Origin of the sequence: Fusobacterium ulcerans ATCC 49185, assembly GCF_900683735.1 — a bacterium.
Classification (GTDB): Bacteria; Fusobacteriota; Fusobacteriia; order Fusobacteriales; family Fusobacteriaceae; genus Fusobacterium_A; species Fusobacterium_A ulcerans_A.
Genome location: NZ_LR215979.1, coordinates 166,939 through 182,393, shown reverse-complemented (window position 1 = coordinate 182,393; position 15,455 = coordinate 166,939). Strand labels below are relative to the sequence as shown.

General features: G+C 30.0%; 15 protein-coding genes. All 15 read right to left on the bottom strand.

Annotated elements, in window-relative coordinates; genetic code table 11:
• The 15 genes from E0E45_RS00850 to E0E45_RS00780 all read right to left on the bottom strand — a co-directional run bounded on the left by E0E45_RS00850 (position 1) and on the right by E0E45_RS00780 (position 15,421).
• Entirely contained in the window at positions 1-2,409 is a 2,409-nt protein-coding gene (locus E0E45_RS00850) for a sensor histidine kinase (protein ID WP_130889398.1), read from the bottom strand.
• A 3-nt stretch (positions 2,410-2,412) separates the two neighbouring features.
• Complete coding sequence (locus E0E45_RS00845; RefSeq protein ID WP_130889397.1) at positions 2,413-4,578, bottom strand: Tex family protein; 2,166 nt, start codon at positions 4,576-4,578, stop codon at positions 2,413-2,415.
• A 141-nt stretch (positions 4,579-4,719) separates the two neighbouring features.
• Complete coding sequence (gene rpsP, locus E0E45_RS00840; RefSeq protein ID WP_130889396.1) at positions 4,720-4,983, bottom strand: 30S ribosomal protein S16; 264 nt, start codon at positions 4,981-4,983, stop codon at positions 4,720-4,722.
• A gap of 42 nt (positions 4,984-5,025) precedes the next feature.
• A complete protein-coding gene (gene ffh / locus E0E45_RS00835; protein ID WP_130889395.1) occupies positions 5,026-6,366 on the bottom strand; it encodes a signal recognition particle protein in 1,341 nt (446 codons plus the stop codon).
• A 12-nt stretch (positions 6,367-6,378) separates the two neighbouring features.
• The gene (gene ylxM / locus E0E45_RS00830) at positions 6,379-6,690 is read right to left on the bottom strand and encodes a YlxM family DNA-binding protein (RefSeq protein ID WP_172604126.1); all 312 of its coding nucleotides are present in this window, start codon (positions 6,688-6,690) and stop codon (positions 6,379-6,381) included.
• Between the two features lie 144 nt (positions 6,691-6,834).
• Complete coding sequence (locus tag E0E45_RS00825) at positions 6,835-8,115, bottom strand: adenylosuccinate synthase (protein ID WP_130889393.1); 1,281 nt, start codon at positions 8,113-8,115, stop codon at positions 6,835-6,837.
• 18 nt (positions 8,116-8,133) lie between these two features.
• The gene (gene trmB, locus E0E45_RS00820; protein WP_130889392.1) at positions 8,134-8,835 is read right to left on the bottom strand and encodes a tRNA (guanosine(46)-N7)-methyltransferase TrmB; all 702 of its coding nucleotides are present in this window, start codon (positions 8,833-8,835) and stop codon (positions 8,134-8,136) included.
• The gene (locus E0E45_RS00815) at positions 8,835-10,076 is read right to left on the bottom strand and encodes a 3-deoxy-D-manno-octulosonic acid transferase (protein ID WP_130889391.1); all 1,242 of its coding nucleotides are present in this window, start codon (positions 10,074-10,076) and stop codon (positions 8,835-8,837) included. The genes trmB and E0E45_RS00815 overlap by 1 nt, the downstream gene beginning before the upstream one ends.
• On the bottom strand, positions 10,077-10,736 hold the full coding sequence (gene cmk, locus E0E45_RS00810; RefSeq protein ID WP_130889390.1) for a (d)CMP kinase: 660 nt from the start codon (positions 10,734-10,736) through the stop codon (positions 10,077-10,079).
• Between the two features lie 15 nt (positions 10,737-10,751).
• Positions 10,752-11,684 carry a 50S ribosomal protein L11 methyltransferase gene (gene prmA / locus E0E45_RS00805; protein WP_130889389.1) on the bottom strand — a complete coding sequence of 311 codons (933 nt, stop codon included), beginning with the start codon at positions 11,682-11,684 and terminating at the stop codon, positions 10,752-10,754.
• 11 nt (positions 11,685-11,695) lie between these two features.
• On the bottom strand, positions 11,696-12,487 hold the full coding sequence (locus E0E45_RS00800; protein WP_130889388.1) for a TIGR00282 family metallophosphoesterase: 792 nt from the start codon (positions 12,485-12,487) through the stop codon (positions 11,696-11,698).
• Between the two features lie 127 nt (positions 12,488-12,614).
• Entirely contained in the window at positions 12,615-14,180 is a 1,566-nt protein-coding gene (gene rny, locus E0E45_RS00795; protein WP_130889387.1) for a ribonuclease Y, read from the bottom strand.
• A gap of 28 nt (positions 14,181-14,208) precedes the next feature.
• The gene (locus E0E45_RS00790; RefSeq protein ID WP_096403903.1) at positions 14,209-14,556 is read right to left on the bottom strand and encodes an STAS domain-containing protein; all 348 of its coding nucleotides are present in this window, start codon (positions 14,554-14,556) and stop codon (positions 14,209-14,211) included.
• Positions 14,557-14,559: 3 nt separating this feature from the next.
• Positions 14,560-14,952 carry an ATP-binding protein gene (locus E0E45_RS00785; protein WP_130889386.1) on the bottom strand — a complete coding sequence of 131 codons (393 nt, stop codon included), beginning with the start codon at positions 14,950-14,952 and terminating at the stop codon, positions 14,560-14,562.
• A 7-nt stretch (positions 14,953-14,959) separates the two neighbouring features.
• Positions 14,960-15,421 carry a hypothetical protein gene (locus tag E0E45_RS00780; protein ID WP_232044028.1) on the bottom strand — a complete coding sequence of 154 codons (462 nt, stop codon included), beginning with the start codon at positions 15,419-15,421 and terminating at the stop codon, positions 14,960-14,962.
• Between the last annotated feature and the right edge of the window lie 34 nt (positions 15,422-15,455).

Here is a 15,455-nt window from a genome sequence, read left to right as displayed (position 1 = left end):
TTAAATCTCCTCCTTATATACATTTAAAGTTATTTTTACATCTGTTCCCTCATCTATCTTAGATGAGAATTTGATTACTCCATGATGATCTTTTATAATTCTCTGTACTATTGCAAGCCCTAATCCTGGAGTATTTTCATTAAAACTTATAAATGGATCAAATACATTAGAAAGCTGTTCTTCAGTCATACCTATTCCATTATCTATTATATTTATCCTTATTTTATCTATATTTTTATCTTTTGTTACAATTAAATTAATTTTTTTACTACTTGTATTTTTATTTATAACAGCTTGCTTAGCATTTTTTATTAACTCATGGAAAACCTTTTCAAGCTGCTTTTTATCTCCCATTATCTTTCCATTATAGTTAATAAACATAGAAAGAGTTATATTATTTGCCTCTAAATCAGGCTGCATTTTTTCTGTAACATCATATAAAAATTTCTCAAATTCTATTACTTCCATATTATTTTCATAACTCTTAGAATATTCTTTCAATATAGCATTTTCATGTTTTATTTTAATCACTTCTTCTCTAATAGAATTTATTCCATTTCTAAGACAACTATTATTATAGTCGCATTCTGCCATTCTTTCAACAATAGAAATTACTTTTTTCAAAGAATCTTCTCTTCTGCCAAAAAATCTATCTGCAAGTTTTCCAATAGTAGCAGTTCTTTCATAGTCTATTTTTTCTTCTTCCAGCATTTTATTTCCAATTCTAATAGAAGTATTTATACATAACAATGTCATAAGTTCTGCTTCTTCCTGAGAAATTACATTATCTTTTCCAAAATAATCTACAAGAATACATCCATAATTTCTAGATTCACTGTATATAGGAAATATCAGGAAATTATTAATTCCCAAACTTTTAAACAAGTCATTTCCAAGATTATATTTATATCCTTTATCATTATGATAAATAATTCTTTTCTCTTTCAAAGCTTTTCCTAAAAGATTGTCATCTTTAAATGGAATCTTAATAAGAGCAACTAATTTAGTTAAAGTGCTTATTTGGAATTCAAATCCATCACTTTCCTCTTTTTCAGTTTTCATCATATTAGTTTTTACTACATTATTTACATGAGAACATTCTCCCACAAGAGTATCTATCTCTCTGCTATATCTGAAATACATAGCTCTGCTGTAACCTAGTCCCATTTCAGAAGTAAATGCTGCCTGCAGACTTCGTACAGTTAGAGTTATGTCATCTTCTATCTGCAATCCCATAAGTATTTTTTCAATAGCATCAATTCTATTAAGATTTTCCTGCAGTTTTATATTTTTTTCCTTCATCATTTTTTCATTATTTCTAATGCTTTCAGCCATCTGTTCAAAAGATTTAGAAAGTGTTCTTATTTCTTCAACATCTTCATTTTTCAATGTAAAATCATAATTTCCTTTGCTTATCCCTTCAGCAGCATCTATAATTTCATTAAGAGGAGACAAAAGTTCATAGAATATACGTGCACAAATAGTTGTACTTGTAACTATAAGTCCTACTACTATCAGTAATATTGAAAAAGAAACTTTAACTTTTGTTTTAAGTATACTTTCTCCTGAGAGAGCTATTCCTATATTTCCTATATATTGTTTATTATAATTATGGATATTATACATTGATAGATAATATGAATTATTATTTATAGTTTTTCTTCCATAAAAATAGTCATACTCTAAATTTAGCTTTTTCTTAAAAAATCTTTCACCTTTTTTCAGATCCATATCCCCTAATTGATATGTATTATCAACTACAAGAAATATTTTATCTTCATCAGTCAAACCTACAAAATTTCTAAGTTCATTTAAAACATTATCATTTATAGGCATAGTCATTACTATAAACTTTTTCTTATCATTATTATTTCTTTCAGAAGAAAAAGGTAAAAGTATTCTTGCATATATATCCTTCCCAACTTTTGAAAAATAATAATTACTCATTTCGCTTTCACTTCTTGAAAGATTCCTTTCAAGTATATGTCTGCTTCTTTCATCTATTCTGAAGTAATCTTTTCCATTTCCTGATTCTCCCAATGTAGTTCCATCAGCAGAAACTATTGTAATTAAACTTTCAGAATACATCTTGAGATTTTTCTTTGTAAGCTGATTTCTTATGAGTTTAGCTACTGTATTATATGTAAGTGTGTTATTCAGATTTTTTCCTGCAAGTACATTTATATTTCTGGATACTTGAAAAAGATCATCTTTTGCATTTATAATAGCAGCATTATACCCTCTACTCAAAAGAATTATTTTATCTCTTCCTGAATCCACTATTTTTTTTTCAAGACTTTCAAAAGAAATGAAAATCAGAAAAAGAGCAATAGTAACAGAAGTTATCATTATTGCTATATCATTATAAAATATTATTTTAATAAGAAGAGAATTCTTTTTTATTCTCATCAATTAAATCTCCTTTTTAGTTAATGCAACTCTTTCCCTTTCTTTATCTATATCTTTAATCCTTACTTTTATAATTTGTCCCACTGAAAGAACTTTGCTTGGATCATCTATGAATTTATTAGATATTTCAGAAATATGAAGCAGTGCATCATTCTTTAGCCCAATATCCACAAAAGCCCCGAATTTAACAACGTTTCTTACTGTTCCTTCTATTTCCATTCCTACTTGTAAATTTTCTATTTTAAGTATATCTGATTTTAATAAAGGTTTTTCAAAACTATCTCTAGGATCTCTCCTATCTCTAATAAGAGATTGGTATATATCCTTTACAGTTTCTACTCCATATTCTTTTTCTTTTGCAAATGAAGTATAGTCAAAAGATTTAAGCTTTTCTCTTGCACCATTTAAATCTTCTCTATAGTTTTCCAATGTAAATCCTACTTTTTCCAATATTTCTTTTGCTATATGATATGATTCTGGGTGAATTATTGTATTATCAAGGACATTTTCCCCATCAGGTATAACAAGGAATCCAGCCATTTGCTCATAAGCTTTTGCTCCTACTCCCTTTACCTTTAGAAGTTGTTTTCTATTTCCAAAGTTTCCATTCTCTTTTCTGTAATCAACAATATTTTTTGCTATATTCTTTTTTATTCCTGATATATGAGATAACAACGCCCAAGAAGCAGTATTAAGATTAGCTCCTACATTATTTACCACATAAGTTATTACAGAATCAAGTGATTCATCAAGACGTCCTTGATTAACATCATGCTGATACATTCCTACACCTATTGATTTAGGATCTATTTTTACAAGTTCAGCAAGTGGATCCTGTACTCTTCTACCAATTGAAATAGCCCCTCTTACTGTAACATCTAAATCAGGAAATTCTTCTGCTGCTATTTTAGATGCAGAATATATTGAGGCTCCTGCTTCATTTGCTATAAGGTACTTTGCAGAAAGATGGTTTTTCTTTATTACATCAGCAACAAAACTTTCTGTTTCTCTTGAAGCAGTTCCATTTCCTATAACAATTATATCTATTTCATATTTTTTTACATAATCTACTATTCTTTTTTCAGCATCAGCTAACTGTTTTGGAGAGTGCATTTCTTCAACAAGGAAGAAAACATCTTTTTCTCTGTAAAAACCATTTTTATCTATTACTGCCACTTTACACCCTGTTCTATATCCTGGATCAAGAGCCAGTACGCTTTTCTCTTTCAGAGGTGCCTGCATTAAAAGATTTTTAAGATTTTCTTTAAATACAGCTATTGCTTCAAGTTCAGCTTTGTCAGTAAGTATATTTCTTACTTCTCTTTCTATTGATGGAAGAATAAGTCTGTCTAAAGAATCTCCTATTATTTTAAGATAAGTTTCCTTTAGATTCTTATTAAGAAAATCTCTAAGAATAAGAGTTTCTACTCTGCTTCTGCTCATTTCATCAAGAGTTACAGAAACTGAAAGAATATCTTCCTTTTCTCCTCTATTTACAGCAAGGATTCTATGTGGAGGCATTTTTGATACAGGTTCTCTGTATTCATAATAATCTCCATATACTTTTTTTACATCTAGCTCTTTAGCTTTTTTTGTTTCTTTTGTAACTAAAATTCCAGATTTAAGCATTATCTCTCTGATCTGCTCTCTATATACTGGAGTTTCAGATATATTTTGAGCAATTATAAGCATAGCCCCTTCTACAGCATCCTCTGCTGCTGGAACTTCTTCTGTTATAAATTCATGAGCTTTTTCCATTACTTTTTCCATAGATGGAAGCTTCATCATTTCATCAGCAAGAGGTTCTAATCCTCTTTCTTTAGCTATATCTGCTTTAGTTTTTCTTTTCTTTCTATAAGGGAAGTATATATCTTCTACTTCTTGAAGTTTTTCAGCAGCTTCAATACTTTTTTGTATCTCTTCAGTAAGTTTTCCCTGCTCTTCAATTAATCTGATTACCTCTTCTTTTCTTTTTTCTAGATTTCTAAGATAAGTTACAGTTTCAAGTATTTTTCCTATTTCTATCTCATCTAAATTTTCAGTCACTTCTTTTCTATATCTTGAAATGAAGGGTACTGTTGCTCCTTCATCTAAAAGCTGCATTGTATTAGTAACTTGAGATATTTTTAGACCTAAGTTTTTGGCTACTACATTATATATTTTTTCCATATTTCCCCTTCTTAAAATTATTATAAATTTTCACACGAATTTCTCTATATTATACCAAATCTTTTAATTATTGTCTAACTAAAGATTAGAAAAAGAGGCTCTACACCTTGGTATAAAGCCTCCCTTTATAATATTTTTAGACTATTTTCTTTTAGTTTCTTCGAATTTTGTCCATACTCCAGCCTTAACTAAAATTGATTTTACAGTTCTAGTAGGTTGTGCTCCATTGCTTAGGAATTTAATGATTTCCTCTTCTTTTAATACTACTCTAGAATCTTCTAATGGGAAATAGTTTCCTAAGTAAGCGATAGCCTGCCCATCTCTTTTTGATAAAGCTTCCATAGCTACGATTCTATAAGAAGGTCTTTTTTTGTCTCCTAATCTTGTAAGTCTTAATTTTAACATTGTTTCACATCTCCTTTTATTTCTTTGAATTTTATTTATTTTTTAAAAAGGGAATTTTCCTCCCTTTCCACCTTTCATTCCAGGGAACTGTGGCATTTTTCCACCACTAAACATCTTCATCATGCCTTTCATCTGCTCAAACTGTTTTAAGAGTCTGTTGATATCAGCAACTTCTGTACCACTTCCTAAAGCTATTCTTTTCTTTCTGTTTGCTTTAAGTATATCAGGTTTCTTTCTTTCCTCTTTAGTCATTGATTGAATTATCGCTTCTACTTTTTTCATTTCTTTTTCAGCAGGAGCTAAATCTCCAATCTGTCCCATTCCTGGTATCATTTTCAAGATACTTCCAAGAGAACCTAATTTTTTTATATTTTGAAGCTGTTTCAAGAAGTCATTTAAGTCAAACTTCTGTGTTCTTATCTTCTCTTCCAGCGACTTTGCATCTTCTTCATCTATAGCACTTTGTGCCTTTTCAACTAATGATACTACATCTCCCATTCCTAAGATTCTTGATACAAGTCTTTCTGGATGGAAAAGTTCTATATCGTCTATTCTTTCTCCAACTCCTACAAATTTAATAGGCTTACCTACAACAGATTTTATAGAAAGGGCTGCTCCTCCTCTTGTATCTCCATCTAGTTTTGTAAGTACTATTCCATCTATACTAAGTACATTGTTGAAAGATTCTGCCAGATTAACAGCATCCTGTCCTATCATAGCATCTACTACCAATAATATTTCCTGAGGTCTTACAGCTTTCTTTATATTTCTAAGTTCATCCATAAGTTTTTCATCTATATGAAGTCTTCCAGCTGTATCTATTATCATGTATGTTGAGTTCAATTCTTTTGCCCTAGCCAGTCCATGTTCACAGATAGCTACTGCATCTTTATTGTCCTCTTCTGCATATACAGGAACATCTATCTGTTCTCCTAATACCTGAAGCTGTTTTATAGCTGCTGGTCTGTATACATCAGCCCCTACCATCAAAACAGATTCACCCTGTTTCTTCAAATAGTTAGCTAATTTTGCTGCAAAAGTAGTTTTTCCTGCCCCTTGTAATCCAGAAAGCATCAATACAGTGGGATTTCTTACTCCCTTAGTAAGTCTTGAATTTGTTCCTCCAAGAAGTTCAACAAGCTCATCATTAACAACTTTGATAAACTGCTGACCTGGATTTATACCTTTCAATACATCTGTTCCCACAGATTTTTCAAGTATCTTATTTGTAAAATCCTTTACAACTTTGTAATTGACGTCAGCTTCCAGTAATGACATTCTTACTTCTTTCAAAGCTTCTTTTATATTACTTTCACTTAGTTTTCCATGACCTCTTACTTTTTTAAAAATTTCCTGAAATCTAGAACCTAAATTATCTAACATATCCACCTCTACCTAAAATAGCTTTTCAATTATATCGTTCAATTTTTCTTTTTTGAAATCTTTTTTTAGTTCCAAAAGTTCTTGATAAACCTGTTTTTCTCTTTCATGAAAACCTAGTTTTTCTTCATAATCTTTCAATAATTTGATCCCTCTTTTGATATTATCATAAACAGCCTGTCTGCTCACATCATTATTTTTAGCAATCTCAGACAGCGAAAGATCATCTTCAAAATGATTTATAAGATATTCTCTCTGTTTGTCACTAAGAAGATTTTTATAATAATCTAAAAGAGTTGAAACTTCTAAAAACTCATCTAACTCCATCATATCACCAATGTATTATATAAAATTTTATAATTTATGTCAAGTGTTTTTTCTTTACATTATTATTTTTTGTAAGTTATAGAAAAGAGGTTGATTAAAGTTCTAAAATTCTCTTCTGAATCAACCTCTTCTATAGATATAATATTAAATTTCTCTTATATGAATATTTTGTGTTCTGTCTGGTCCTACTGATACAACACTTACAGGACATCCCAAGAACTCTTCCATTCTCTTAATATATTTCTTACAATTTTCTGGAAGCTCATCATAATTTTTCATTTGAGTAATATCTTCTTTCCATCCTGGTAATTCTTCATATACAGGAATTGCTCTGCTCAATATTTCTGTAGATGCTGGAACAGATGTATATCTTTTACCATCTATATCATATGCTACACATATTTTTACAGTATCAAGTCCGCTAAGAACATCTATCTTAGTAATAACTATATCTGTAAGTCCATTGATATCTACAGCATATTTTCCTACTACAAGGTCTAACCATCCACATCTTCTAGGTCTTCCAGTAGTTGCTCCATATTCAAATCCAGTCTTTCTTAACTGTTCTCCAAGTTCATCTGTAAGCTCAGTTACAAATGGTCCTTCTCCAACTCTTGTTGTATATGCTTTCATTACCCCTATACCTTTAGTTATTTTTCTAGGAGATACTCCTGCTCCTGTAGTTACTCCTCCAGTAGTAGGTGAAGATGATGTAACATATGGGTATGTTCCATAGTTAATATCAAGCATCATAGCTTGTGCTCCTTCAAAAAGAACTAATTTATCATCATCTAAAGCTTTATTTATTTCAGGAATAGAATCTATTATTCTATGTTTAAGTCTATCCGCATACCCTCTATATTCTTCAAGAATAGCATCAAATGACAAAGGCTCTGCTCCATATATTTTAGTAAATACTAAATTTTTAGCTTCAAGACCTCTTTTTAATTTATCTGCAAAAATATTCATATCTAAAAGATCTACTGCTCTTATTCCTACTCTGTTGATTTTATCAGCATAGCAAGGTCCAATCCCTCTTTTAGTAGTTCCTATTTTATGCTCTCCACTGTTTTCTTCACACAGTTCATCCATTCTTACATGATAAGGCATTATTATATGAGCTCTGTCACTAATAAATAGGTGATCTACCTTTGCTCCTTTAGCTTCAAGTGTATCCAATTCTTGTAATAAAACTTTAGGGTCAATAACAACTCCTGGTCCTATTATACATTTTCCATTTCCATGAAGCATTCCAGATGGTAATAAATGTAATACAAATTTTTCTCCATTTACTACTACTGTATGTCCTGCATTATTTCCACCTTGAAATCTAACTACATAATCAGCTTTGTTTGCCAAAACGTCTATTATTTTTCCTTTTCCTTCATCTCCCCATTGGGTACCAACTACTACATATCCTGCCATATAGACCTCCTATTACGGTTATTTTGTTTTTTCTATCTCAATATAATTGATGTTTTTGTTATGCTTGCATAAAAACAGCTGTTCAAATTCAGTTTTAATATTATCTGCCGCTTTTTCACTATTATGAAGATCTGGTGTATGATATATTACTTCATATCCATCTATTATATTTACAAGATCAATGACATCTTGATAATATTTATCATGGTCAGTCTTAAAGAAAAATTTCCCACCTTTTTTTAACACTACATCAAGTATTTTAAAGAAACTTTCCTGTACTACTCTATTCTTTTCATTTTCTTCCCATGGATCAGGAAAATTTACATATACTCCTTCTATTTCATTTTCAGCAATAAGAGAAAGTACCTCTTCTCCTCTTCTTCTCAAAAATAAAACATTTTTAGAGTTATCTCTTTTTACTTTAGTTGCAGAAAGTACAAGCCTCTTGAATCTAAGTTCAAGCCCTATATGGTTTCTTTCTGGATATCTCATTGCCATACCTTGAGCAAAGTTTCCACTTCCAGAACCTATCTCAAGATAAACAGGATTATCATTTTTAAAAAACTCTTTCCATCTTCCCTTGTATGAATCCATGATTTCTTTATCAAAAATAATATACTCTGGATAGTCAAGAAGTCTTAATATATATGGATTATAATTTTTTCTTGGATTTTTGAAAAAATGTTTCCATAAATCATCTTTTATGCTATCGTTTACCATTAATCCTCCACTTCTAAAAGTTTATCTATTTTTTTTAAAATTTTATCAGCTGTTCTGCTGTTTTCTTTAAAAAAAGCCTCTATATTTTTTTTATACATATCAGTATTTTTTTCTATTTTATTTATAGCTTCCAAAAACTCATCTATATTTTCCACTTTATAACCTATGTTTTTCTTTAATATTTCTTTTGAAATATCCTTTACATTTTGCAGGTATGGTCCAAATATTGGTGTCTTTTCATAGAAAAGCGGCTCTAAAAGACTATGTCCTCCTATATCTACAAGCGTTCCTCCAACAAATGCTATATCAGCAATTGAGTATAACTTTCTCAATACTCCAATTTTATCCACAAGTATTATATCAGTTTTTTCAAAATTGTCACTATCTATTTTGCTATATTTCTTGTATGTCAATCCCTCTTTTTTTATCAATTCCTCTATTACAGGGACTCTTTCAATATGTCTTGGCACTAGTATAAGTATTGTGTTTGTAAGTTTCTTGAACACTTCAAGAATGACTTCATTCTCTCCAGTTCTTGTACTTCCTGCAGTAAAAACTTTTCTTCCAGATACCCCTAAAAAGTTTTTCAATTCATCTTTAGTCTTTTTATCAAACCTTTCAAGGTCTATATCAAATTTCAGATTTCCAAGAGTTTCTACTTTATTTGCAACTGCTCCTATCTTAATTATTCTTTCACTATCAAGTTTTGACTGCATATAGAATCCATCTACATTTTCAAAAAGTCCTCTAAGATAAAAACTTAATTTTTCATATCTTCCAAAACTTCTATCTGATATTCTTCCATTAACTACTATTACTTTCCCTTTTTTATGACATTCATTGATAAGATTTGGCCATATTTCAGTTTCAATAAGAATAAGTATTCTCATTTTTATTCTTTCAAGTATATTTTTTATGATTTTTTTATCATCTAAAGGAAAATATAGTATATCTACTCTTTCACTGTTTTTATATTTCTCTTTTGCTGTTCCCATCCCAGTATCTGTCATTACTGTAAGAAATATTCTTTCTTTTCTTTCAGATAGTATTTTTTTTACTAATGCTTCTGAAAGATTCACTTCTCCTACTGAAGAACAATGCACCCAAATATATTCCTCTTTTTTTAATATATCTATATTCTGATTTATTCTCTTATGAAAAAATTCTTTTTTTTCTTTATTTACAAGCATATACACATATAAAAACGGCATAATTAAAGCTCTTAAAATATTGTACAACATTTAATTTACCTTCTTGTCTATGCATTCAGATATAGCTTGAACTACTTCATCTATTGTCATTACACTGCTGTCTATTTCCACAGCATCATCTGCTTTCATAAGAGGGCTTTCTTTTCTTGTAGAATCTATATGATCTCTTTCTTTTATAGAAGTTATCACAGATTCAAAATCAGCTTCTATCCCTTTTTCTTTATATTCATTAAGTCTTCTTCTTGCTCTCTCTTCTGGTGAAGCAACTAAAAATATCTTCACTTGTGCATTTGGGAAAACCACAGTTCCAATATCTCTTCCATCTAAAATAGTTTTCTTTCCTTTGCTTATTTCTCTTTGCAATTCTACCAGTTTTACTCTTACAGCTTTTATTGCTGCCACTGGAGAAACTATTCCACTCACTTCAGGAGTTCTTATTTCTTCTGACACATCTTTTCCATTAAGAAAAAATTTATTTCCTACAATATCCAGTTTTGTATTTTCCAGCATTGCCTCTACACTTTTTTCATCTTCAAGATTTACACCGTTTTCCAAAGCATAAAGAGCAATCATTCTGTACATTGCTCCTGTATCTAAATATGTAAGTCCATATTTAGCTGCAACTATTTTAGCTATTGTACTTTTCCCGCTTCCTGCTGGTCCATCTACTGTTACTATGAATTCTTCCATTTTTCCCCCTGATTATTAATTAGCTTTTATAAGCATTGCTCTCCATTCTTTATCAGCTTTTATTTCCAATACCTTAAATCCTAATGCCTCTACTTCTTTTTTCAAAATTTCGCATTTATCTTCAATAATACCAGAAAAAATTATTAATCCATCTTTTTTTACTACTTTAGATATATCATTCAGCAGAATTAAAAGTACATCTGCCAATATATTAGCTACTACTACATCAAATTTTTTATCTTCAACTACAGATATGAGATCACCTTTAAATACTTTAGCTTTATTTTCATCTATTTTATTAAGTTCAAGATTTTCTTTTGCTGATTCTACAGCTAGTTCATCAATATCTGTTCCATATATCTCAGAAGCCCCAAGTCTGTCAGCTGCTATCATCAATATCCCTGACCCTGTTCCTACATCTATAACACTGTCCCCCTCTTTAATGTTTTCTTCCATTAATTTAAGACAAAGAGATGTTGTAGGGTGTGATCCTGTTCCAAAGGCTCTTCCTGGATCAAGTTCTATTATAAGTTCATCACTTTCTGGTTCATACTCTCTCCAAGTAGGTTTAACTACAAACTTTTCACTCACTTTTTCAGGAAAAAGATATTTCTTCCAGCTGTTTTGATAATCTTCCTCATCATATTCATAAAAATCAACAGTATATATTATATCATCTCTTTCTGAAAATTGCTCTTGAAATCTTTCTAATATAGCAATTTTTCTTTTTTCAGAATATGGATTCAATGGAAAATAAGCTGATATAGCATGATCCACCATTAAAAAATCTTTTTCATTTTTATAAAAGTCTAATGGATTTTTATGAGAAAGAGGTTCCTCTATCTTTAATCCTGTAACTCCAAAATCATAAAATATATCTGATATTTCTTTTGTAGCTTTTTCTATATTGTCACTTTCATAAATTACTTTTATTTCTACTACTTTCATTCTCATCTCCATTAACTAAAACTTATTTCAGTAAGTGATTTATTTATTCTCTCTATACTTTTACATTCTCCTGTTTCCATATCTATCTCTACTTCTATTCCATTTAATCTTTCGTTTCCTTCAGCTATTTCAAATCTCTGAGGAAGTGCATTTAAAAACTTTGGAAGTATTGACTCAACAGACATTCCTATAACTCCATTATCTGAACCAGTCATACCTACATCAGTTATGTATCCTGTTCCTTCTGGAAGTATCTTATTATCTGCTGTCTGAATATGTGTATGTGTTCCATATATTACTGAAGCATATCCATCTACATGCCATCCCATAGCTATTTTTTCTGATGTAGCTTCAGCATGAAAATCTATTATGATAATTTTTGTTTCTTTTTTTATCTCTTCTATCAGTTCTTTTGCTTTTTTAAATGGACAGTCAATAGGCGGCATAAAAACTCTTCCTTGAAGAGATATAATCCCAACTTTATTTCCATTTCTATCCTTTACTATAGTGTGTCCTACTCCTGGTACTCCATCTGGGTAATTTGCTGGTCTTAATACCTTATCTGTTTTATCAAGGTAATCATAGAATTCTTTTTTATCCCAGATATGATTTCCTCCAGTTATAACATCACAACCCCAGCCAAATAATTGATCTGCCAGTTTACCTGTTATTCCAAATCCTGCTGCTGAGTTTTCTCCATTTACTATAACTAAATCATAATCTTTTTTCTTTCTTTCTAAATATGTTTTTAATGTTTCTCTTCCTGGATTTCCTACTATATCTCCAACTATTAAAACTTTCATTTTCGTCCTTCTTTCTATAACGTTTTATCCAACACAAATTATATCATTTTTTCTCTAATTTTAAAACCCCACTAAAATATTAAACATATATTTCAGTGGGGCGATTATTTTCTATTACATTTTTTTCTTATTTAGCGTATTCTACTGCTCTAGTTTCTCTAACAATAGTTACTTTTATTTGTCCAGGATACTGCATTGTTTCCTCAATTTTCTTAGCTACATCTCTAGACATTTTAGTTGCTGCATCATCACTTATAGAATCTGGATTAATTATTATTCTGATTTCTCTTCCAGCTTGTATAGCATAAGATGATTCAACTCCATTAAATGAATTTGCTATTTCTTCTAAATTTTCCAGTCTTTTTAGATAAGCAGTAAGAGTTTCTCTTCTTGCTCCTGGTCTTGATGCTGATATAGCATCTGCTGCTTGTACAAGTATAGCTTCAACAGTTTCAAACTCTACTTCATTATGATGAGCCATAACAGCATTTATTACATCTGATTTCTCTCCAAATTTTCTTAAAAATTCTCCACCAATAATAGCATGAGAAGCTTCTATATCATTTTCAAGAACTTTTCCTATATCGTGTAAAAGTCCTGCTCTTTTTGCCAATTCTGTATCTGCACCTATCTCAGCTGCTAGGTTAGCTGATAATTTAGCTACCTCGATTGAATGAGTAAGTACATTTTGTCCATAACTTGTTCTGAATTTCAATCTTCCTAAAGTTCTTATTACTTCAGGGTGCATTGCTGGTATTCCTAATTCGATTAATGCTTCTTCTCCAGCATCCACTATTTCTTTCTCTATTTCTTTTTTAGCTTTATTTACTACTTCTTCAATTTTACCAGGATGAATTCTTCCATCAGTAATAAGTTTTTCTATAGCTATTCTTGCTATTTCTCTTTTTACTCCATCAAAACTAGAAAGTACTACTGCTTCTGGAGTATCATCTATTATAATATCTACACCTGTTAAAGCTTCAATAGCTCTAATATTTCTTCCTTCTCTTCCAATTATTCTTCCTTTCATTTCATCATTAGGAAGGTTTACAACTGAAACAGTTGCATCTACCACATAATCAGCTGATGCTTTACCAATAGAAGTTGAAAGTATTCTTCTAGATATTCTGTCTTTTTCATCTTCAAGTTTACACTCATACTCTTTAATAGCTACTGCAGTTTCATGAGTAAGATCATCTCTCAATTTTGCTATAAGGATATCTCTTGCTTCCACTTTTGAAAGTCCTGATATTCTTTCAAGTTCATTTTCCTGCTGTAATCTTATTTTATCTATTTCTTCTCTTTTTAACTCAAGTTCTTCAGTTGTTTTTTCAAGTTCCTGACTCTTAACTTCTAATTTTTCTATCTTATTATCAAGAGTTTCCTCTTTTTTAGTAAGTCTTGCTTCCTTTTGAAGAAGTTCATTCTTAGAGTTTTTTATCTCTCTTTCAGCTTCCTCTTTTAATTGATACACATGCTCTTTAGCTTTTAACTCTATCTCTTTTCCCTTTGCTAATGCTTCTTTTTCAGCTAATTCTATTATTTCTTTAGCTTTTATTTTTGATTTTGTAACCTCATCTTCTAAGTCATTTAACTCATTTATTTTTTTATCTATAACAGACTTTTTATACATCAGTGAAATGATGATACTAAGTCCGATTATCGCCAATCCTATACTTATTCCTATATTCATAATTTATCCTTTCTCCATTTTTTTATTTTTATTTGAAGCTTTCTACTGCCTCATCTTCTGTTTCGTATATTTCGAATATTTCGTCTAATCCTATCATTTCAAATATAGTCTTAATATTCTCGTTTAATTTTATAAGTTTGATGTCCCCACCTATTTCTTTTACTACTCTTAATTTTCCTCTTAGGATTCCCATAGCCAGACTGTTTATGTGAACTAATTCTTCAAAATCGATTATGAATTTTATTGTGTCCATCTCAACAAGCTTTGTTATTCTTTCTTTTAATTTTGGAGCTACTAAAGCATCTAATTCTCCAACTACTTTTATAACTTTTATATCCCCAACATTTTTTTCGATTATATCAAAATTTTCTACCATTTTTTATACAGCCTCCTTAATTCTCTTTTCTATCTTAAAAAGTGTTCCATTCAATTTTTTTTCAATTTTAAAATTGTCAGCTATGGCTCTTGCTATATACAGCCCCATCCCGCCTTCTTCTTTACTCAATTTTTCCTCATCAAAACCGATTCCATTATCTTCCACTATCAATTGTATTACATCATTTGATTTCTGTATTTCTAGAATAATGTCTCCTGGCTTATACTTATATCCATGTTCCACCACATTTGTTGAAAGTTCATCTACCACAGACAACAGCTGAAATATATCTTTCTCATTTATATGTTGAACTTCTAAATAAGTTTTTACCAAAGCTCTAATAAGAGATAAATTCTCTAAAGAAGATGGGATTGACATCCTAATGATATTTTTCACTCTCCTATCACCTTCTCTCTTTAAATTCTGTTATTTTCCATTCCCCTTTTTCTAATAAAAATTTTACATCAAAGTATATAGTTCTATCTTCAAAATTAAATGCAGTTATATTACTAGCGTTTTTCTTATAAAATTTTGGCTTAGTAACAAATATATTCATTTGGGAAAAATCTATTTTTTCTATTTCATTCCCTAAAAAAACATTCTTCAAAGAAAAATTAAGCGTTTTCTGTAAACTTTCTGTATCACCCTTTTGTAAATCTATCTTTATCTTCTCTATCAATGTTTCTAGAGCGATTTTATCTTTTTCTCTTTCAGTTAATAACTTTTGATACTTAATAATCAAGGAATTTTCCCCTTGAGTCATTTTGTTCTCATTAAGTTGTTTTTTAAGATTTTCCAATTCCCAGTTTTCATATAAGTATACATATTGTTTTTCATACTCATTTTCAACTTTTTTATTTATCAAATTAGAACATCCTGTCAAAAAAAAGATTGAAATT

Bases quoted from the DNA above. Each gene is read 5' to 3' on its own strand.
- E0E45_RS00815 (WP_130889391.1), bottom strand. From the start codon at position 10,076: ATGTTGTACAATATTTTAAGAGCTTTAATTATGCCGTTTTTATATGTG.
- ffh (WP_130889395.1), bottom strand. From the start codon at position 6,366: ATGTTAGATAATTTAGGTTCTAGATTTCAGGAAATTTTTAAAAAAGTA.
- E0E45_RS00800 (WP_130889388.1), bottom strand. From the start codon at position 12,487: ATGAAAGTTTTAATAGTTGGAGATATAGTAGGAAATCCAGGAAGAGAA.
- rpsP (WP_130889396.1), bottom strand. From the start codon at position 4,983: ATGTTAAAATTAAGACTTACAAGATTAGGAGACAAAAAAAGACCTTCT.
- ylxM (WP_172604126.1), bottom strand. From the start codon at position 6,690: ATGGAGTTAGATGAGTTTTTAGAAGTTTCAACTCTTTTAGATTATTAT.
- E0E45_RS00825 (WP_130889393.1), bottom strand. From the start codon at position 8,115: ATGGCAGGATATGTAGTAGTTGGTACCCAATGGGGAGATGAAGGAAAA.
- E0E45_RS00850 (WP_130889398.1), bottom strand. From the start codon at position 2,409: ATGAGAATAAAAAAGAATTCTCTTCTTATTAAAATAATATTTTATAAT.
- prmA (WP_130889389.1), bottom strand. From the start codon at position 11,684: ATGAAAGTAGTAGAAATAAAAGTAATTTATGAAAGTGACAATATAGAA.
- cmk (WP_130889390.1), bottom strand. From the start codon at position 10,736: ATGGAAGAATTCATAGTAACAGTAGATGGACCAGCAGGAAGCGGGAAA.
- trmB (WP_130889392.1), bottom strand. From the start codon at position 8,835: ATGGTAAACGATAGCATAAAAGATGATTTATGGAAACATTTTTTCAAA.
- E0E45_RS00845 (WP_130889397.1), bottom strand. From the start codon at position 4,578: ATGGAAAAAATATATAATGTAGTAGCCAAAAACTTAGGTCTAAAAATA.
- E0E45_RS00790 (WP_096403903.1), bottom strand. From the start codon at position 14,556: ATGGTAGAAAATTTTGATATAATCGAAAAAAATGTTGGGGATATAAAA.
- rny (WP_130889387.1), bottom strand. From the start codon at position 14,180: ATGAATATAGGAATAAGTATAGGATTGGCGATAATCGGACTTAGTATC.